The following is an 18,280-nucleotide window of genomic DNA, read 5'->3' as shown; positions in this document are numbered from 1 at the left end:
GCTGCGGCAGGTGTCGGCAGCCGATGGATCCCGTCTATGGCCGCCGACGCAGGACTCCGATCACGTGAAGAGGGGGAGTGGGAGTGCCAACCTTGTTGCGCCCCGGCGTTAGCGAAGCAACCCCGCCACCCCCCTGCTCTGGCCCCGCCCGGACGCCGGCAGGGCGACGCGCGAGCGCCGCCACGCGCACGGCCCCCGTCACGGCACGTCCTTGCCTGGATCAGGCGCCCCCCAGCGCCCAACTGCCGTCCTGCGGCACCGCGAAGGCCAGTATCCAGGGCTTGTGGTCGGGGGCGGTGCAAACCGCCCAGAGGCGGATGGGAGCAGTGCGGTAGTCGTTGCGCCAGCGCTGTTCTCCGTCGGCGCCCTCGTACCAGGACGGTTTCAGTGACAGGTCGAGGGCGAGACGATGACGGTCACCGGGGAGAAGGGGGAACGCCGGGACCGCCCGGCCCAGCCCGTCCGCTTCATCGACGTGGGGCCGGAATCGGTACGGCCCCCAGACAACTTCCGCTCTCTGCTCCGGTGTCGGAGTACCGGCCAGGTGGGGAAGCCGAGAGCGGTCGAAGTCGTCGCGAATGGTCAGCTGAACGGCGAGGTCACCGAGCGTGGACGGGCTGTCGAAGCGCACGTACAGCACCTCATGGGGCTCAGTCTGAAGTTTGATCCGGAGTTGCGGTGTCAGTTCCTTGTGCCAGCGATCCCGCTCGATCTGGGCGACGGAGTCGGCCGTCTCGTTCGCCTTCCACGCCGCCTTGTTGGCCTCGCGTGAGGCCTTCCACGCCGCCCCCGCAGCCAGCCCGCTCAGCGCTGCTGAGACCGCGGCTATGGACGTATCAACGATGCTCATGCCGGACTGTATAGCCCATCGGAAGCCGCCCTCCTCAACCCGCTGCCCCTCCGGCGAAGGTCGGGGGCGACCGGCGCTGTCCTCGTGGCTGGCGGCCGCCGCGGCGTCGGCGTAGGCCAGGGCGGCGGCCCGGGGATCCGCGGATTCGGCGATCCGCGTCAGCCGCTGAAGCTGCGTCCCGATACCCGCGCCCGCGAGAGGCCGCGCCAAGTGCGGCCACACGGCGGCGGCCGCATCCGCGTATTCCTTGCCCGCCAGCGCGATCACCTTGGGCGCGCCGCGCAGGCCCCAACCCATCGCCTCGGCCTGGGCGCGGTGCTTGGCGTGGTCGACCGTGCGCGGATCCAGCCGCTTCTCGTACGTGGCGATCAGGGTGTCCGGAGTGATCAGCCCGTACAAGCCACTGACGATCACGACTCGTCCGCCGGGGATGGCCCGGGCAGCATTCAGGCACTTGGTGAAGTAGGTGCCCTGGTAAAGGACAGCAGCAGGAACCTTCACCCCCTCGGGCACGGGCAACTTCGTCGCACTGCACGGGATCACCACGATGACCGGATCGACCCCGCCGCCTGCTCTCCTCTCGCCCGGCATATCCCCACCATCAGCCACCGCCGGGTCCCGGCGCGGCACGGGCGCACGGCCGGAACGCGGCTGGCTGGCCACCGCCTCGACGACCGGCCGCACTGCATCGTCGGGGTGCCTCTATGTCTTTCGTCAAGCGAGGCGTGGGGTTCTGGGTTCGTAGAAGGTGCCGTCGCGGAGCATCGCGAACAGCACGCTGATGCGGTGGCGGGCCAGGCGGAGAGTGCCTGGGTGTGGGTCTTTCCGCGGGGCCGGCAGCGGTCGTAGTAGGTGCGGGAGGCGGGATCGTGCAGGGCGGCGAACGCGGACAGGAACATCGCCCGTTTGAGCTGCCGGTTGCCGCCTCTGGGCGCGTGTTCGCCGTGGATGGAGGTCCCCGACGACTTGGTCGTGGGGGCGAGGCCGGCGTAGGAGGCGAGGTGGGCGACGGTGGGGAAGCTGGTGCCGTCGCCGACGGTGACCAGCAAGGTGGCGGCGGTCCTGACCGCGAGCCCCGGCATCGAGGTCAGGACCTTCGAAAGAGGGTGCTCCTCCAGCAGGGCCTCGATCTGGGCCTCCAGGGCACGGCGCTGTTCGTGAACGGCGGCGAGCGAGCGGGCCAGGGACGGGATCACGATGTCGAGGGTGCCGGTGCCCGGGACCACGACGGTCTGCTCGTCGAGCGCGTCGAAGACCTCGTCGATCCGCCGCTGGGCCATGCGCGGGGCCTTGGGCCGTATCACCTCAACGAGCCTGCGACGACCGGCCTTTCGCAGCGCGGCCGGGGAGCCGTAGCGTTCCAGCAGCCAGGTCACGGCCTGGTGGTCCAGACGCGGCCCAAGTACGCGTTCCAGCGAGGGGTGGAACTGGGTGAGCAGGCCGCGTATCCGGTTGGAGGTGCGGGTGGCTTCGGCCGCGAGGTCCTGATCGAAGCCCACCAACACGGTCAGCTCGGTGGTGATTTCGTCGGTCAGCTCCAGCGAGCGCAGGGTGTGCGGCATCGTCCGAGCTGCGTCCGCGATCACCGCGGCGTCCTTCGCGTCGGTTTTCGCCTCGCCCGGATACAGATCGGCGATCCGTCGCATGGCCAGGCCCGGCAGGTAGGCGACCTTGCGGCCCGTGTCCCGGGCGACTGTGAGCGGGAGGGCTCCGATCGAGGCGGGCTGGTCCACGATGATCAGCACGGTTCCGAACTTGGCGGCGAGCTTGTCGAACACGGCCCGCAGCTTCGGCTCGCTGTTGGGCAGCTGCTTGTCGAAGAACTTCTTGCCGGCCGGGGTGAGCCCGTGCCCGTGATGGGCGCTCTTGCCGACGTCCAGGCCGAGGAAGACGCCCAAGTCGTCGATGTCGTACAACCCGTCCTCCGAAGCGAGGTTCGTGCGGTGCTGGCCAGGGCGATGGCGCCGTGCGCGCGCATCCACGTTATGCAGACCTGCCGCCCGCAAGCGGCCGGGCGTTGCGCCAGGCCGGGCGGTAGTCGGACCTCTCATCAGCGTCTCCAACGGCACCCCTCGGGCCCGGTGACACCCCCCAGGTCATGCCTTCGACAGGGGGAACAGCCATGCCGGGCCCGGAGGCCAGCGGCCCTCTTGCAGGACCGCGAAGAACATAACTGTGAGAGTTCTTCTGCGGCCCGGGATGGGTTGCTGCCAGGCTCGGCGCTCGTGATCCGGCATGATTCGCAACATAACTGGCGCCCCATCAGGAACTGCCGTTCCCCCGAGATGTCTGTCGGACACGGGCGTCGGCCCGGCCCACCCGTTGGCTTGATCAGCAGCTTGTCCGCCTCCCGGCGTGACTCACCACAGTTCCGCCACGCGGTGACTCCACCCAGGCCGACACCGTTACGGCCGTCCGCCCGGAGGAGAACAACCGCATGACCATGCTCGCAGAACACGTCGACGGCGTCATCGGCGTCGACACCCACCGTGACACCCTGCGCACAGCCGCCGCATCCGCCCGCCCGGCCACCGCGTCAGCCCGCCCGGTGCTTGCATCGGCCCGCCCGGTGGCCACGTCGGCCCGGGCGGTCACCCCGTCAGTCTGCCCGGCGGGGGCGGCGGCCGCGTCGGCCTGGGCGGCGGGCAGCGTGTTCCGCGGCGTAGGCCAGGTGCTCCGCCAGACTCCACACCCACCACGCCTGGGTCCGGGCGCCGGCCACCCGCGAAGCACCCGGAGCGAGATGGGCGGAGACATCGATTCGCATCTCCTTAAGCGGCGTACGCACCGGCCGGTCCCACGCGTCGCGAAGAGCGACCCGTCAGCTCGGGCGACCGCCACGGTGCGTTGTCCCGCGACATGCCAGATCCGCACCGTCCGGTCGTGGCCGCCGGTGGCGAGCCAGGCGCCGTCCGGGACAATCACCACCGACCACACCGACTCCGAGTGGCCGGTGAGGGTCGCGGAGCAGGTCCCGGAAGCCCGGTCCCAGATCCGCACTCTCCGGTCCCTGCCGTCGGTGGTGAGCCGAGTACCGTCGGGGCAATCGCTCGCAGCAGCACGACCACCCATCATGTCGCGGTGATCGTGCTCACGTGGACGCATGCAGACGCCTGCCGTGCCATGGCGCTCAGACACCCGCGACAGCTGCTCCCACCCGCATGGATGAGGTATTCGGCAAGGGCAGGATCCTGGTGGTTAATTACACAGAGTGGCCGAACGTCGGAGGTCACCAGCCGCGACTGCGCGCCCATCGCTGACAAATCGGACGAGCAGCGGCACCTCCGGGAACGTCGCCGTGACGCTGCGCCAATTAACCACCAGGATCGGGCAGGGCTGGCCGAGCAACGACGCCCCCGGATCCTTCTGGCAGACCCCCGTGCACGAAGGTGCGGCCCGACTCGCGGAACTCATGCGGCACTACCGACCTGATGTGGTCGTCACCTACGACGAGAACGGCTTCTACGGCCACCCCGACCACATCCAGGCCCACCGCATCACGATGGCGGCGCTGGAGATGACCGCGCTGGCACCGAAGGTGTACTGGACCACGATGCCCCGCTCGATGATGCAGCGGTTCGGTGAGATCATGCGCGAGTTTCATGAGGACATGCCGGTTCCGGATCCTGCCGAGGCCGCCGCGATGGCCGAGATTGGCCTGCCCGACGATGAGATCACCACGTGGGTGGACACCACCGCGTTCAGCGGTCAGAAGTTCGACGCGTTGGCCGCGCACGCCAGTCAGGGCGAGAACATCTTCTTCCTCAAGATGGGCAAGGAGAGGTTCGGGGAGTTGATGGGCATGGGGACCTTCGTATGTGTCCAGGACGCGACCGGCGCGGCTATACCCGAGAATGATCTCTTCGCCGGACTGCGCTGATCCGCCTGTCCGACCGGCCGGGAAAGCGCATCGACCGCACGGCGCGATCGACCGGGTCACAGATCGGTGGCAATGCACACCGGGCCCTCGTGTGGCAGCGTTCCGGTCTCTACGGCCCCTGGCGGACGGCCTGAGCGGCGGGCAGCGGTCTCACGGTGGCGCACCCGTCGGACAGTCGTCTCCCGCGTGCGGGCGCGTGATCCACGTCTTGCATCGGTGGTGGCACTTCATGGTCAATGACGTCGCGTCAGCCGTCCACGCTGGCGGCTGCGGCAGGAACGATTGGATGCCGGCTTGGCGCTGCAGGTCGGGCCAGTACCAGCCGAACGGGGCCCCGGGTGGGCTGTCCCAGTACCGGTGGTACCAGCAGATTCCGGAGTGCCAGTGCAGGGCGAGATCGAGGGCACACGCGGCCTCCTCGGCGTTGCAGTCGTAGCACAGTAGGCCGCGCACGAGGCCCGTGGTGTGGTCGTGGTCGATGACCTGGGGCGGCCCTGGGCATGTGGCGCATTTGCCGTCCTGGACTCCCCACAGGCGCCACCAGACGTACCAGCGCGGCACTTTGCCTGGACGCGTCCAGAACTCTGGAATGGGGCCGTGCCAGGGTCGGGCGGCTGCGTTGGGCCATAGTCGGTTCCTCTCGGGACAGCGCGCCGTCCGTGGGACTACCGCCGGGTCCACCGGTACACCCGCCAAGTCGGCGTATTTCGGGTGACAGTGCGGGCAGTAGCGCCGCTCGCTGTCGTGGGCGGGGTGGTAGAAGCCCTGGCTGTCGAGGCGGATTTTGTCCGGCCATGCGAACGTCAGCAGCCGCAGGGTGGGCGGGCGACACCAGCTCGGTCCTCCGATTGGCCGTGCTCGCATCCGCGCGCCTCGGATTGAGCTCCTGGCCTCGGCCAGTTCTTCGGGGATTCGCGAGGGGGAGCGGGATCCGTTGCGGGTGCGGGGAACGCCTCGGCCAGAAGTCGCGGTACTCCCCGTAGCGGCATGACGGAAGTGGACGGGGCGGGAGTAGTCATGGAGCCATCTTGAACGTCCCAGTGCGAAGTGGTTGCGCCGTCCGCGCTGGCGACTGGTCACAGTCGCAGGGGCGGTCGTTGTCAGTGGGTTGCGCCATGCTGCCTCCCTCACAGTCGGAGGGGGCACAGGGTGGATGAGACGATGGCGGACCGTCCGGAGCTTGCGGTGCAGCTGGCCGAGGAGGCAGGGCCGGCGCATCTCGTGTCGTTGCGGCGGCGGGGCAAGGTGGCATGGGTGTGCGCGCGAGGTGCGGACCACCGGTGGGAGGCGTCTCCGTACAACCGGGGCATGCTGGGCCATGGTTGTCCGTATTGCGCTGGGAAGCGGCCGAGCGCTGGCCGGAACCTTGCCGTGCTGCACCCCGCGGTCGCAGCGGAGCTCGACGCCACGCTCAATGATGGGCTGCGAGCCGAGGAGCTGCTGCCGGGCAGCCACGCGCAAGTGTGGTGGCGCTGCGCTACCAATCCCGAGCACGTGTGGCAGGCGCCAGTGCACACCCGTACCAAGACCAAGCCGCGGCCAGCGGGCTGTCCGTGGTGTTCGGGCAATCGACTCGATCCCCTGTTGCGTTCGCTCGCGGTGACGCACCCGCGGGTGGCGGCCGAGTTGGATGTCGACCGCAACCAGGGCCTTGATCCTGGGCAGGTCTCTTACGGTTCCAAGCGTGTGGTGTGGTGGCGCTGCCCAGCCGGCCCGGACCACCGGTGGCAAGCCGCCGTCTGTGCTCGGACCAGCGCATCGAATCCGACCGGCTGCCCTTGCTGTTCCGGGTACCAGTTGTCGGTCACCAACAGTCTGGCCGCGCGTCACCCCGAGCTCGCCGCCGAGCTTGATCCGGCGCTCAACGATGGACTGAGTCCCGAGCATGTCCTTGCCGGAACCCGCCAGGTCGTCACCTGGCGCTGTCCGGAGGGTCCCGATCACATTTGGGATTCCCCTGTGGTCCACCGCACGGCCACAGGCAATGGCTGCCCCTTCTGCGCCGGACGACGGGCGTCGGTCACAAATCGTCTGTCCCTGTATCATGCCGTTGCCGCCCAGTTCGACCTGGGACGCAATGCGCCACTGACCCCCGACAGGATCTCCGGACGGTCAACATCGAAGGTTTGGTGGGCGTGCCCCAAAGGGCCCGATCACCGATGGCAGGCCACGCCGTCTGTCCGCACGGCTGCTGGAAGTGGTTGCCCCTACTGCGCCGGTCATCTGGTCTCGGTCACCAACGCGCTCGCGACCCGTGCCCCCGATGTCTCCGCCGAACTCGACCCGAGTCTCAACGACGGCCTCACACCGTGGCAGGTCACCGCGTCAAGCAGCCGCAACATCACTTGGCGCTGCCGTCAAAACCCCCTGCACACCTGGACCACCTGCGTCTCAGCCCGGACCGGTCCATCGCGCTCTGGCTGCCCCCACTGCAGCCTTTATCGCGTGTCTCGCCGGCAACTCGCGCTCGGCTTCGAACTCCGGGCCCTGCTCCCGGATACTGAGCCGACGGGCACCAAGCTGACTGCGGGTGGCAGGCGTTGGGAGGCCGACATTTTCATTCCCGCGCACCGTGTCGTCGTCGAGTTCGATGGCCGCTACTGGCACGCCCGGCCCGGTGCCGCGGATCGTGATAGGCGCAAGTCTGAAGCCATTCGCGGTGCGGGGTACACGCTTATCCGGGTCCGTGAGGAGCCGCTGCCCGTGCTCCATCCTCACGATGTGTGTGTGCCGGCCGGTGACACGAAAGCGGCGGTCGTCGCGGTCCTGAACCGCATCGTCGAGATCACCGGCCGGCCCATTCCGGCGGCTGACACCTATGCGGCGACCCCGGGCCTCCTCGCGGAAGCAGCCTTTCACGCCCACGTGGATGCCGCCTTGCGAAACGACAGCGCAGACACGCTGTGGTAGGGGCCGGGGATGCGTGAGGACGCCCGCCCCGATGGGAGAGGGCGCTGCGTCTCCGGGGGTCGCTCGCCCCGCTGCGGCGTTGGTCCCGATGAGCGCGGCGTGTGTGCGGGAGGGTCCAGACGAGACCCCACGGGCAACCATCTCTCCCGTGGACTTGGCGCGACCTTGTGCAGGCAGACCAGTGACTCGGTTCCCAGGGAGCCATACCAGTCTCGTGCTCGGCGGCGGAGCCCACGCTCGTTGCCGAGCTTCTTGGTTGACCCCGCCATCCACCCGACCGGCTGTTCGCCGACCGGGGCTACGACGATGACATGTACCGTCGCCTGCTACACGCGCGCAGGATCCGCAGTCGGCGCCACGCCGTGTGGGGCTCGGAATGTCGTCACTGCAGGTCAAACCGCCTAGCGGTATTCGCTGATGACTCCACCGAGGAGCCGTGTGCGCAGGAGTCTGCGGGTGTCGAGGTCGTGTATGGCAGTCGCTGTCAACGCTCTCTGCAAGTTGACCCCTAACCAGAACCCAAAGACTGCCTGGGGGTCAGCTTTCACGAAGCGTCAACAGAGGGCTGCGGTGAACGTCGGGTGGTAGTTGATTCCGGGCTCGGTGGGGCCGGTGCTCGTTGGAGTGCCGCTGGTAGGTGGACAAGACCTGCTGGGCGTGGGACTCGTTCATGATGAGGATGTGGCCGAGGGCCTCGCGTCGGATGCTGCCGATCACTCGCTCGCGGTTGGCGGTCATCCGGGGAGCTGGTGGAGCGATTTTGGGGATCTTCATCTTCTCGACTTCGAAGAGGGCGTCGAAGGACGAACGCTACTTGCCGTCGCGGTCGCGAAGCTCCCTGGTCAGGGGGGTGCAGGTCGCGGGATCATCGCGACGCTCATTCATGCATGTGCATATTGTCGGGGAGTGATCTTGTGTCCGGCGGGATGTTCGTTAGCATTTAGGCGCGCTGTGCCTGGTCAGAGGGTCTCGTGAACGACCCACCAGCAGGGACGTTCACGAGATCGTCCCCAATACGTTCACGAATTTACCGGTCGAGTCATATGACTCACCGGTTTTTCGTCGTTCCTGGGGCCCTTGGGCCGCGTGATCGGCTCGGTGAGGGGGCGGTGCGGTGGCAGTTCGGGCGCCACACCTCTCACCTGCAGAAACAGGACATGCCTGCGCGACGGCTCGTGGCCGCGGCGCAGGCCGGCACCACCGTGACGCACCTGATCAGGGACCGTGACAGCAAGTTCACCCGTGCGTTCGACGCCGTCTTCGAGGCCGAGGACATCGAGATCGTCACCACTGACGTCCGTGTTCCCCGCATGAACTCGATCATGGAACGCTGGGTGCAGACCTGCAGGCACGAGCTCCTCGACCGGACCTTGATCTGGAACCAGGCCCACCTGCTCCACGCACTCGGCGAGTTCGAAGCCTTCTACAATCAGCATCGGCCCCACCGCACCCTGCACAGCGCAGCACCCCTGCGGCCAGACCCCGAGCCGATCACCGAACCCGACCGACTCCACCGGCTGGACGGCCATCGACGTGACCGACTCGGCGGGGTCCTCCACGAGTACGCACACGCCGCTTGACTTGCCCGGACGTGATAATCGGCACCCGCAACCGCCGAGCGCATCCCCCGTGAGAGCTACCGGTGCTGTCTGCCCGCGGGTGAGTCGCGGAAGTCGTGGTGTTCCTAGCGTGGTTGCAGGGTCGCCGCCTGCGCGGCCCCGTACCAGGGGGAGGCCATGATGCACACGACATCCACCACACACGACGAGACAGGCCACGACCAGCTTCCGGACGGCTCCGGTCCGAGCGGCGGCCGCGTCCGACGGATCTGCCGCTCTCCGTTCGGCTCGATGCTGATCGGCATAGTCGGCGTCGGCGTGGTCTCGGCTGCGACCGCGACCGGACCCGGACCGCTGCCGGTGTTGGGAGCGGCGACTGCGGTGGCCGTGTACTGGGCGGTCACGCGCTTCGTCGCGCGGGGGCCCGTGCCGGAGATCACTCGGCGCGGGGCTGTGCGGGAGGCGTTGCTCGGAGGCGGTATCGGCCTGGGATTCATCCTCGTGTCCGCCCTCGTGATCACGGCGTTCGGAGGCTACTCGTTCTCCTGGGCCGGAAACGGTTTCTTCTCCGTCGTGGCGTCCGCGGTCGCCGTGCAGGCGGGCGCGGCGGTCATGGAGGAGCTGATGTTCCGGGGCCTCGTCCTGCAGGCCCTGGAGCGGCTGTTCGGCAGCCGTGCCGCTGTCGCGATCACCGCGCTGCTCTTCGGTGCCGCGCACCTGGCCAACCCCGGGGCCACCGTGTGGAGCGGACTGGCGATCGCCCTGGAGGCGGGCGTGCTGCTCGGAGCGGCGTTCCTGTGGCGGCGCAGCATTTGGTTCGTCGTGGGTATGCACTTCGCCTGGAACGCCACCGAGCAGCTGCTCGGCATCCCGGTCTCGGGCAACACCGCCAAGGGGCTGCTGTCCGTGGACGTCAGCGGTTCGGCCATGCTGACCGGCGGTACTTTCAGCCTGGAGGCGTCGATCGTCACTGTCCTCATCGGTGTGGCGCTGGCGGTCCCGATGTTCGTCATCGCCCACCGGCGGGGCGGTCTGCTGCCCCGGCAGCGCGCCGCCCGCTGAGCCCTTCGCGCGGCACCCGCCCACTGCTGACCGGAACGGAGACGGAAGTTGATGGTGCTCAAGTCACCTCGGAGACCGCCGCTGCTGCTGCGAGGGCCGCTCCACTGGCCGGCGGAGCGAAAGCGTTCCGTCAAGGACGGTGTTCTCGCGCTGGGTCTCGCCCTGCTGGCTTTCGTGCCGACCCTGTCGCACATCGGGGCGCAGATCGGGGACCTGCCCGAGCATCCGTCAGACACGTTGAGCATCGGGCTGACTCTGGCTCAGACCCTGCCGTTGACGGTGCGCACCCGACGGCCCGCGGTCTGTCTCTCGGTCGTCGGGTGTGCGTTCGCGGTGCATCAGGCCCTGGGCTGTCCGGCAACGTTCGGGAGTGTCGGGATCTATCCGGCCCTGTACTCCGCCGGAGCCCACCAGGTCTCCTTCCGTCGCGTTCTCGCCGCCGCGGCGAGTGCGGGCTACGCCGTGCTGGCGATCGTCCTGCACCGCCTCGGCTCACCGGACCGGATCCCGGACTACCTCGCGTTCTACCTGATCCTGGCCGCGGTCTGGCTGGTGGGCAGCGGCGTCCGCAGGCGTCGGGCGGAGCAGGCCGAGCGGCGGCGGCTGGCCGCCGAAGTGGCCGCGGCCGCGGAGCGCGCACGCATCGCGCGCGAACTGCACGACGTGGTGACCCACCATGTGACGGCCATGGTGGTCCAGTCCGACGCGGCGCAGTTCCTGCTCACGTCTGCGCCGGAGCGCGCCGCCGACAGTTTGACAGCCGTCAGCGACACCGGTCGCCGGGCCCTCACCGAACTGCGTTATCTGCTCGGCGTGCTGGAGGCGACCGGCCAGTCCGCGTCCGCGTCAGCCTCCGCGGACCGGGTGCCCACCCTGGGAAAGGTGGGGGACCTGGTTACGCAGGCCCGCATGTCCGGTCAGCCCGTCGAGTTCACCGAGCGGGGCGAGCGGCGGGCGCGGAGCGTGGACGTGGAACTGGCCGCGTACCGCGTGGTGCAGGAGGCGCTCACCAACGCGATGAAGCACGCGGTCGGGCGGCCGACACAGGTCCTGGTCCAGCACGGCGACACGCAGATCGAGATCGAGGTGGCCACCGAAGGATCCGCCTCCTCCCCGGAGTCCGCACCCGCCGCCCGAAAGGTGGGCCGTGGGGGCGGACGGGGACTGACCGGGCTGCGTGAACGGGTGCGGATGCTCGATGGTGAACTGGTGGCCGGACCCAGGCCCGACGGTGGGTTCCGTGTCCGTGCCGTGATCCCCACCCAGCCCGCGCAGGAGTGACCCGTGAGCGATGCCCCGCTGCCGATCCGCGTACTTGTCTGTGACGACCAGGCGTTGGTGCGCACCGGCTATGTCACCATCTTCTCCGCCCAGCCCGACATGGAGGTCGTCGGGGAGGCCGAGAACGGGCACGCCGCGGTCCAGGCCGCGCAGCAACTGCGTCCCGACGTGGTCGTGATGGACATCCGGATGCCCCTGCTCGACGGCATCGAGGCGACCCGCCGGCTGGCCGGCCCCGACGCCGTGGCCCCACCCAAGGTGCTGGTCGTCACCACCTTCAACGTCGACGCCTACGTCTACGACGCGTTCCGGGCCGGGGCGAGCGGCTTCCTCCTCAAGGACTCGCCCCCTGCGGAGCTGGTGGGCGGGATCCGGACGGTCGCCCGGGGCGAAGCGCTGCTCGCACCGGCCGTCACCCGCCACCTCATCGGCCACTTCGCCGAACGGCTGCGCCCGGCGGACACCTCCCGGCCGGCCAGGGAGGAAGTCACGAGCGCGCTGACCGTCCGCGAGCTGGAAGCGCTCCGACTGATCGCCGAGGGACTGTCGAACGCGGAGATCGCCGCGGCGATGTTCATCACACCCGAGACGGTCAAGACCTATGTGTCGCGGATTCTGACCAAACTGGGCCTGCGCGACCGCGTCCAGGCCGTTGTCCTCGCCTACCGGATCGGCCTGGTGTCCGCCATGCCCTGAGCCGGCACGGCCTCAGGAGGTCGTCACGACGATCTTCTTCCCGGCGTGCAGCCCCTTCTCGAGGTGGCGGTGTGCCTCGACGACGTCGTCGAGGGAGAACATCTTGTCGTCGACGGCGGGCCGCAGTGCACCGAGGTGCACACCGGCGTTCAGGAAGGCCGCCATGCGCTTCACCACGACGGCGTCGAGGGTGTGCTCGAAGCTCCGGTAGCTGAAGATCGTGAGCGGCGGGCCTGCCGGGAAGGATGTGGGCCGCGGGTCCAGAAAGCCTGCCGCGACCAGTGTTCCGCCGGGGCGGGCCGCCTTCAGCAGATCCTGCTGGCCGGGGCCCATGACAAGGTCGAGGACGATGTCCGCGCCGGTCCCGCTGGTGTGGTGGCCGACGGCTTCGACGATGTCCGCGTGGTCGGTGGCGACGACCGCGGCGGCGCCGGCGGCGAGCAGCTCGTCCTTCCTCGCGGCGTGCCGCGTGACGGCGATGGGCACGGCGCCGATCTGATTGGCGATCTGCATCGCCGCCCGGCCGACGCCGCCGGACGCGGCAGTGATGAGGACGTGGTCGCCGGGCTGCATCCTCGCCTTCTCGACGAGCGCGCCGTAGGCGGTGGAGTAGGCGACCCAGATCGCCGCCGCCTCCGTGATTCCGAGCCCGGCCGGCCGGGCGACGACCTGGCTCGCGGGGACCGTGGTGTAGTCGGCGTAGCTGCCCCTGGCGCTCGCGTCCGGAACGGCCGTGAGGATGACCGGATCGCCGATCTTCAGCCCGGTGGTCCCGGGGCCCAGCGCGTCGACGACACCGGTTCCTTCGACACCGAGGCGTGCGTGCGGCAGCGGGATGGGCGCGGGCGAGGTGCCGGAACGCATCATCTGGTCGAGCGGGTTGACGGCGAACGCCTCGATCCTGACCCGGACCTCGTCGGCTGCGGGTTCGACGACGGGCTCCTCGACCACCTGCATGACCTCCGGCCCGCCGAACTCGTCGAACACAACGACTCGTGGCATGGTGACTCCTCCGTATGTGGTGCCGGCTGGTTGCTCGCGGAAGACGTTACGGAGCCGTGCGTTACCTCCTGGTACCTTCGATTTCCATGCAGAACGTGAACGGAGCAACTTCCCTCGCCGACTGCCCCACGCGTCTGGCGGTCGAGATCATCTCCGACAAATGGGCCGTGCTCGCGCTCTTCGGGCTCAGCCAGAAGCCTCGCAGGCATGGTGAGCTCGTCGACCTCATCGGCGGCGTCTCGCGCAAGGTCCTCACCCAAACGCTGCGCCGGCTCCAGCAGTACGGCCTGGTCGACCGCCATGCCGAAGCGCCGCGGCGGGTCGAGTACAGCCTCACCGACCTCGGCCGGACCCTCATCGAGCCCATCGAGGTCCTGACGAACTGGGCGAGGGAGTACGGCGGGGACATCGCCGACTTCCAGGAGGCGGCGGAAGCCGCTACTCCTGCTCGGGTTCGCCCGGCGGGTTGATCTCGGCGATGGGCGGGGCCCCGCCGGTGTGGCGACGTCAACACCGCTCGGCCTTCGCAGCCGCAGCACACCTCTTCCGAATCGATCGATGTGGAAGTAGAAGGGGGTTGTCCGCATGGGACTGCTTGAGGGGAAGACCGTTCTCGTCACCTGAGGTGGCTCGGGGATCGGACTGGCCAGTGCCGTACGGCTGGCGGCCGAGGGTGCGCACGTGTTCACCACGGGCCGGCACAAGACCGAACTCGACGCGGCCGTCGAAGTGATCGGTTCGGCGGCCGCCGCGGTGGCGAGCGGCATCTCCAACCTGGCCGACTTGGATCGGCTCTACGAGACGATCCGCCAGCGGGGGCGGAGCCTGGACGTGCTGGACGATCCACCCCTGAGCGTCGAGCCGCTGCAGGAAGCGCACCCGGCCGTGGTGGTGCCGGTAGGCGGCCCGCTCGCCGAACGGGGGGCAGCGTCAGTGTCGAGGAGATGGCACGCGAACCGTGACTCGCCAGTTCAGGCACCACGGACGAGCCACTGCTCGGCGTCTGGCCCGGTCTGCCCGGCCGGCCACGGTCCGCCACGCCGCTCGCGACTGGCTGACCGAGCTCCACCTGGTCGCGGCCGGCACCGGCATCACCACAGCCACGCCGACGCTGCTGCCCGCCGTCCCGCCCGGCGTACGCCTCGTGCCCGTCGAAGGCGTCGCGGAGGAGGTACGACGCGTCGGCCTGGTGCGCATGCCGGGTCCCCTCGGGACACCCGCGCAGGCGCTGGCGCGCGCCCTGCGTCAGCAAGCCGCAGACCTTGCCGACTGACCGTCCCCGTCCCGGTCATGGAGCCTTCTCCGACCTCAACCCGATGTGAGGTGAAGGCGGCGCGCTGCAAGGGGTCGGCGGGGTGGTCGAGTTGGCAACATCCCGGCGCTGAGCGGCCTCAGCTGCGGTGAGCGCCGGCATCCCGCAGCCTCCCGGCGCAGGGCAGCGCAGCCGGCCGGGATCACACGGTGATCGCCTCCCCCTCCGGGACGATGGTCAGAGGCATCTCGGTCAGCGCCGCCGGGCTCAGGAACCGGGCCATCGACTCCTGGCCGGTCCGGCTGAGCATGATCTCGTGGATCTGGACGAGACGGTTGGGGGCGACCTCGCGTACGTAGTCGGCCGCCTGGCCGAGCTGGGTCCACGGTCCGCTGGTGGGCAGCAGCAGCGTGTCGACGGCCGCGGGCGGTACGTGGTACGCGTCGCCGGGGTGGTAGACCCGGCCGTCGACGAGGTAGCCGACGTTGGCGACGCGGGGGATGTCGCGGTGGATCGCGGCATGCAGGTCGCCGGACACCGCCACGTCAAAACCGGCGACGTCGAGGCGGTCGCCGTCCGCGACCGCGATGACCTGGCCGCGCCGGGCCGCCCAGCGTCCGACCACACGGGCCGGTCCGTAGACCCGCAGGCCGGGGCGGGCGTCCAGGGCCCGGGCGATCAGGTCCTCGTCGAAGTGGTCGAAGTGTTCGTGCGTGATCAGGACGGCGTCGGCGGCGGCCACCACCTCCTTCGCGTCAGGGGTGAACGTGCCCGGGTCGATGGCGATCCGCCCACCGTCCTTGACCAGCGACACACATGCGTGGGCGTGCTTGATCAGCTGCACTGCCGGCTCCTATCGGTGTGATGTACAGGGCCCTCCACTGCGCAATATATACAGGGGGCACTGTAATACAGTGCCCCCTGTATGCCTTTGCTAGGCTGAGGGATGTGAACGACGCGCTTTCGAACGAACCGGCCCCCCTCTCCTACGAGTTGGCCGTCCGCCTCCGGGCGGTTGTCGGCACCCTGGTCCGTAGCGCCCGTACCGTCGATCAGCTCGCATCCGTTCCGGCGGCGGTGCTCGGCCTCCTCGACACGCGGGGGCCGATGACCACGGCCGACCTGGCGGCGACCCGCGGAGTGCGCCACCAGACGATGGCCGCGACCGTCAGAGAACTGACCGAGGCCGGCTTCCTGGCCTCACGCCCTGATCCGGGCGATGCCCGCAGGAAGGTCCTCACTCTGACGAAAGCGGGGAAGAAGGCGCTCGGCGCGGACCGCCGTCAGCGCGTCGGCGTGCTCGCCGACGCGCTGGAGGAAACGCTGGACGAGGAGGACCGGCGCGCCTTGGTGCACGCCCTTGACCTCATCGATCGGATCAGCAGCAGCATTCAGGGCGGCCATTCCTTCTCCGGCGAGCGCGAGTTCAACACCGGAGCATGGTGACGAGGCCCGAGTAGCCAGTGCCGCCCTCGCCTTCCCGGCCGCCTGACGTATGCCGTCGGGATCCGATGCATTCTTGACAGGTCTGCTTCAAAAGCGGAAACATGGGAGCGCTCCCACAGACTTTCGCCGTATCCCCTGGGACGGGGGTGCGGGGCCCCCACCCGAAAGGAGCTCCACCGTGCCAAGCAGACAGGCCGCGCGCCCCCGGGCCGCACTCGCCACCTTGCTCGCGCTCCTCCTCTCGACGCTGTCACTCCTTTTCACGGCGCCGAGCGCGGCGGCCGCCGGCGGCGGCTACTGGCATACCAACGGACGGCAGATCCTCGACTCGGCGGGCAGCCCCGTCCGTATCGCCGGCATCAACTGGTTCGGCTTCGAGACCACCAACCAGGTCGCTCATGGCCTGTGGGCCCGCAATTACCAGGACATGCTGAACCAGATCAAGTCGCTCGACTACAACACCATCCGGATGCCGTACTCCGACGACATCTTCAAGCCGGGCGCCGCGGCAGCGAGTATCGACTACACCAAGAACCAGGATCTCCAGGGTCTCTCCCCCCTCCAGGTCATGGACAAGATCGTCGCGTACGCGGGGCAGATCGGTCTGAAGGTCATCCTGGACCGGCACCGGCCGGACTCCGGTGGCCAGTCCGCGCTCTGGTACACCAGCAGCGTGCCCGAGTCCACCTGGATCGCCGACCTCAAGGCGGTTGCCCAGCGCTACCAGGGCGACTCCACGGTGATCGGGATCGATCTGCACAACGAGCCGCACGACCCGGCGTGTTGGGGCTGCGGCGACACCTCCGTCGACTGGCGGCTCGCGGCCGAGCGGGCGGGCAACGCCGTGCTGTCGGTCAACCCCGCGCTGCTGATCTTTGTCGAGGGAGTGCAGAGCTTCAACGGGAGCTCGTACTGGTGGGGTGGCAATCTGCAGGGAGCGGGCAGCTTCCCGGTCCGCCTCGATGTCGCCGGCCGGCTTGTCTACTCGGCGCACGACTACGCGACGAGCGTGGCGCAGCAGAGCTGGTTCAGCGACCCGGCCTTCCCCGCCAACATGCCCGGCATCTGGGACAAGAACTGGGGCTATCTGTTCAAGAACAACACGGCCCCGGTGTGGCTGGGGGAGTTCGGCACCACCCTGCAGTCGGCCACGGACCAGACGTGGCTGCACGCGCTCGTCGACTATCTCCGGCCCACCGAGCAGTACGGCGCGGACAGCTTCCACTGGACGTTCTGGTGCGTCAACCCCAACTCGGGTGACACGGGCGGCATCCTCAACGACGACTGGACCACCGTCAACACGACGAAGGACGGCTATCTGCAGTCCATCAAGGCACCGGGCTTCGGTGGCGGCGGGGGCAACGGCGACACGACGCCCCCGAGCACCCCGACCGGGCTGACGGTCACCAGCACGACGCCCAGCGCGGCGTCCCTGTCCTGGACGGCCTCGACCGACGACACGGGCGTGACGGGCTACGACGTCTACCGCGGAGGCGCCCTGGCAGGCTCGGCAACCGGCACGACCTTCACCGACTCGCAGCTGACGCCGTCGACCGCCTACAGCTACACGGTCAAGGCCAAGGACGCGGCGGGCAATACCTCGCCGGCCTCCGCCGCCGTCACCGCGACCACCACCGGCGGTACCGGCAGTTCCGGCTCGGTGAAGGTCCAGTACAAGAACAACGACTCTGCACCGTCCGACAACCAGATCAAGCCGGGGCTGCAGCTGGTCAACACCGGCACCGGCGCGCTGAACCTGTCGACGGTGACGGTCCGCTACTGGTTCACCGGGGACGGCGGGGCGAGCACGTTCAGCACCTCGATCGACTGGGCGCAGCTCGGCACGTCGAACATCACTGCGAAGGTGGTCTCCGCCGCACCGGGAGCCTCCGCCGACCATTACGTGGAGTTCTCCTTCACCACGGGAGCCGGATCGCTGGCCCCCGGCGCCTCGACCGGCGAGATCCAGAGCCGCTTCAACAAGACCGACTGGTCGGCCTTCAACGAGACGAACGACTACAGCCGCGGCTCGAACACGTCCTTCGCGGACGCGACTCAGGTCACGGCGTACATCGGAGGCGCGCTGGCCTGGGGCACGGAACCCTGATCCGTACGGGTTGCGCTCCGCCCGCCGGTCCACCGCACGGCGGGCGGAGCAGCCAGGCCTGATGCATATTGGCCGATCGAACCGTCGTACTCCTCACGCCGCCCCGGCCGTGGTCAGAGCCGTTCGCATGCCCGGTGCTTGGGGGGGTGCGCCTTCCACCGGACCGTAGCACCGTGCCGTCGAGGGCAAAAGAAACCTGTGCACCGAGTCACAGGACGCTCATCTCATCAGCAGA

13 protein-coding genes and 5 pseudogenes are annotated in these 18,280 nt (G+C 69.0%); 12 read left to right on the top strand and 6 right to left on the bottom strand.

Annotated features, from left to right (window positions below; genetic code table 11):
- Positions 1–220 precede the first annotated feature (220 nt).
- Together LRD69_RS30845 and LRD69_RS30840 are read right to left on the bottom strand one after the other, a co-directional pair.
- Positions 221–1,441 carry a DUF6884 domain-containing protein gene (locus LRD69_RS30845; protein ID WP_277330131.1) on the bottom strand — a complete coding sequence of 407 codons (1,221 nt, stop codon included), beginning with the start codon at positions 1,439–1,441 and terminating at the stop codon, positions 221–223.
- 123 nt (positions 1,442–1,564) lie between these two features.
- Positions 1,565–2,766: pseudogene (locus LRD69_RS30840) on the bottom strand (IS110 family transposase).
- Positions 2,767–4,184: 1,418 nt separating this feature from the next.
- Here LRD69_RS30840 and LRD69_RS30835 point away from each other — a divergent pair.
- Positions 4,185–4,730, top strand: a pseudogene (locus LRD69_RS30835) (PIG-L family deacetylase); the annotation flags it as partial.
- Between the two features lie 150 nt (positions 4,731–4,880).
- On the opposite strand, the gene LRD69_RS30830 reads toward LRD69_RS30835, so the two are convergent.
- Positions 4,881–5,594 carry an endonuclease domain-containing protein gene (locus tag LRD69_RS30830; RefSeq protein ID WP_277330130.1) on the bottom strand — a complete coding sequence of 238 codons (714 nt, stop codon included), beginning with the start codon at positions 5,592–5,594 and terminating at the stop codon, positions 4,881–4,883.
- A gap of 285 nt (positions 5,595–5,879) precedes the next feature.
- Between LRD69_RS30830 and LRD69_RS30825 the strand changes: the two genes are divergently transcribed.
- Positions 5,880–7,640: a zinc-ribbon domain-containing protein gene (locus LRD69_RS30825; protein WP_277330129.1), complete on the top strand. Its 1,761-nt coding sequence runs from the start codon at positions 5,880–5,882 to the stop codon at positions 7,638–7,640.
- 248 nt (positions 7,641–7,888) lie between these two features.
- Positions 7,889–7,987, top strand: a pseudogene (locus LRD69_RS30820) (IS5/IS1182 family transposase); the annotation flags it as partial.
- 190 nt (positions 7,988–8,177) lie between these two features.
- Here the strand turns inward: LRD69_RS30820 and LRD69_RS30815 are convergent.
- Positions 8,178–8,378, bottom strand: coding sequence for an integrase core domain-containing protein (locus tag LRD69_RS30815; RefSeq protein ID WP_277330181.1), 201 nt, complete (start codon positions 8,376–8,378; stop codon positions 8,178–8,180).
- A gap of 473 nt (positions 8,379–8,851) precedes the next feature.
- Between LRD69_RS30815 and LRD69_RS30810 the strand changes: the two are divergent.
- From LRD69_RS30810 to LRD69_RS30795, 4 genes and pseudogenes are all read left to right on the top strand, one after another.
- Positions 8,852–9,220: pseudogene (locus LRD69_RS30810) on the top strand (integrase core domain-containing protein); the annotation flags it as partial.
- 156 nt (positions 9,221–9,376) lie between these two features.
- Entirely contained in the window at positions 9,377–10,261 is an 885-nt protein-coding gene (locus LRD69_RS30805; protein ID WP_277330128.1) for a CPBP family intramembrane glutamic endopeptidase, read from the top strand.
- Positions 10,262–10,312: 51 nt separating this feature from the next.
- Entirely contained in the window at positions 10,313–11,542 is a 1,230-nt protein-coding gene (locus LRD69_RS30800) for a sensor histidine kinase (RefSeq protein ID WP_277330127.1), read from the top strand.
- Between the two features lie 3 nt (positions 11,543–11,545).
- Positions 11,546–12,238: a response regulator transcription factor gene (locus LRD69_RS30795; RefSeq protein WP_277330126.1), complete on the top strand. Its 693-nt coding sequence runs from the start codon at positions 11,546–11,548 to the stop codon at positions 12,236–12,238.
- A 12-nt stretch (positions 12,239–12,250) separates the two neighbouring features.
- Here the strand turns inward: LRD69_RS30795 and LRD69_RS30790 are convergent, their stop codons facing one another.
- Positions 12,251–13,240, bottom strand: coding sequence for a zinc-dependent alcohol dehydrogenase family protein (locus tag LRD69_RS30790; RefSeq protein ID WP_277330125.1), 990 nt, complete (start codon positions 13,238–13,240; stop codon positions 12,251–12,253).
- Between the two features lie 86 nt (positions 13,241–13,326).
- Here LRD69_RS30790 and LRD69_RS30785 point away from each other — a divergent pair, with 86 nt between their 5' ends.
- The 3 genes and pseudogenes from LRD69_RS30785 to LRD69_RS30775 all read left to right on the top strand — a co-directional run bounded on the left by LRD69_RS30785 (position 13,327) and on the right by LRD69_RS30775 (position 14,513).
- Positions 13,327–13,710, top strand: a complete 384-nt coding sequence (locus tag LRD69_RS30785) for a helix-turn-helix domain-containing protein (RefSeq protein ID WP_277330124.1) — start codon at positions 13,327–13,329, stop codon at positions 13,708–13,710.
- Between the two features lie 166 nt (positions 13,711–13,876).
- A pseudogene (locus LRD69_RS30780) lies at positions 13,877–14,077 on the top strand (SDR family NAD(P)-dependent oxidoreductase); the annotation flags it as partial.
- Positions 14,078–14,198: 121 nt separating this feature from the next.
- Positions 14,199–14,513: a transcriptional regulator gene (locus tag LRD69_RS30775; RefSeq protein WP_277330123.1), complete on the top strand. Its 315-nt coding sequence runs from the start codon at positions 14,199–14,201 to the stop codon at positions 14,511–14,513.
- A gap of 181 nt (positions 14,514–14,694) precedes the next feature.
- On the opposite strand, the gene LRD69_RS30770 is transcribed toward LRD69_RS30775, so the two are convergent.
- A complete protein-coding gene (locus LRD69_RS30770) occupies positions 14,695–15,336 on the bottom strand; it encodes an MBL fold metallo-hydrolase (protein WP_277330122.1) in 642 nt (213 codons plus the stop codon).
- Between the two features lie 104 nt (positions 15,337–15,440).
- Here LRD69_RS30770 and LRD69_RS30765 point away from each other — a divergent pair, with 104 nt between their 5' ends.
- Positions 15,441–15,938 carry a MarR family winged helix-turn-helix transcriptional regulator gene (locus LRD69_RS30765; protein ID WP_277330121.1) on the top strand — a complete coding sequence of 166 codons (498 nt, stop codon included), beginning with the start codon at positions 15,441–15,443 and terminating at the stop codon, positions 15,936–15,938.
- 223 nt (positions 15,939–16,161) lie between these two features.
- Positions 16,162–18,045: a cellulase family glycosylhydrolase gene (locus LRD69_RS30760; protein ID WP_277330180.1), complete on the top strand. Its 1,884-nt coding sequence runs from the start codon at positions 16,162–16,164 to the stop codon at positions 18,043–18,045.
- Positions 18,046–18,280: the final 235 nt, after the last annotated feature.

The sequence above is a fragment of the Streptomyces sp. JH14 genome, assembly GCF_029428675.1.
In the GTDB taxonomy this organism is placed as follows: domain Bacteria; phylum Actinomycetota; class Actinomycetes; order Streptomycetales; family Streptomycetaceae; genus Streptomyces.
The sequence above is the reverse complement of the archived record's forward strand: the minus strand, read 5'-3'. Positions and strand labels throughout refer to the sequence as shown.

Excerpts from the sequence above, each read along its gene's own strand:
- LRD69_RS30845 (WP_277330131.1), bottom strand. The coding sequence starts at position 1,441 with ATGCCGGGCGAGAGGAGAGCAGGCGGCGGGGTCGATCCGGTCATCGTG.
- LRD69_RS30830 (WP_277330130.1), bottom strand. The coding sequence starts at position 5,594 with ATGCGAGCACGGCCAATCGGAGGACCGAGCTGGTGTCGCCCGCCCACC.
- LRD69_RS30815 (WP_277330181.1), bottom strand. The coding sequence starts at position 8,378 with ATGACCGCCAACCGCGAGCGAGTGATCGGCAGCATCCGACGCGAGGCC.
- LRD69_RS30805 (WP_277330128.1), top strand. The coding sequence starts at position 9,377 with ATGATGCACACGACATCCACCACACACGACGAGACAGGCCACGACCAG.
- LRD69_RS30800 (WP_277330127.1), top strand. The coding sequence starts at position 10,313 with ATGGTGCTCAAGTCACCTCGGAGACCGCCGCTGCTGCTGCGAGGGCCG.
- LRD69_RS30790 (WP_277330125.1), bottom strand. The coding sequence starts at position 13,240 with ATGCCACGAGTCGTTGTGTTCGACGAGTTCGGCGGGCCGGAGGTCATG.
- LRD69_RS30785 (WP_277330124.1), top strand. The coding sequence starts at position 13,327 with ATGCAGAACGTGAACGGAGCAACTTCCCTCGCCGACTGCCCCACGCGT.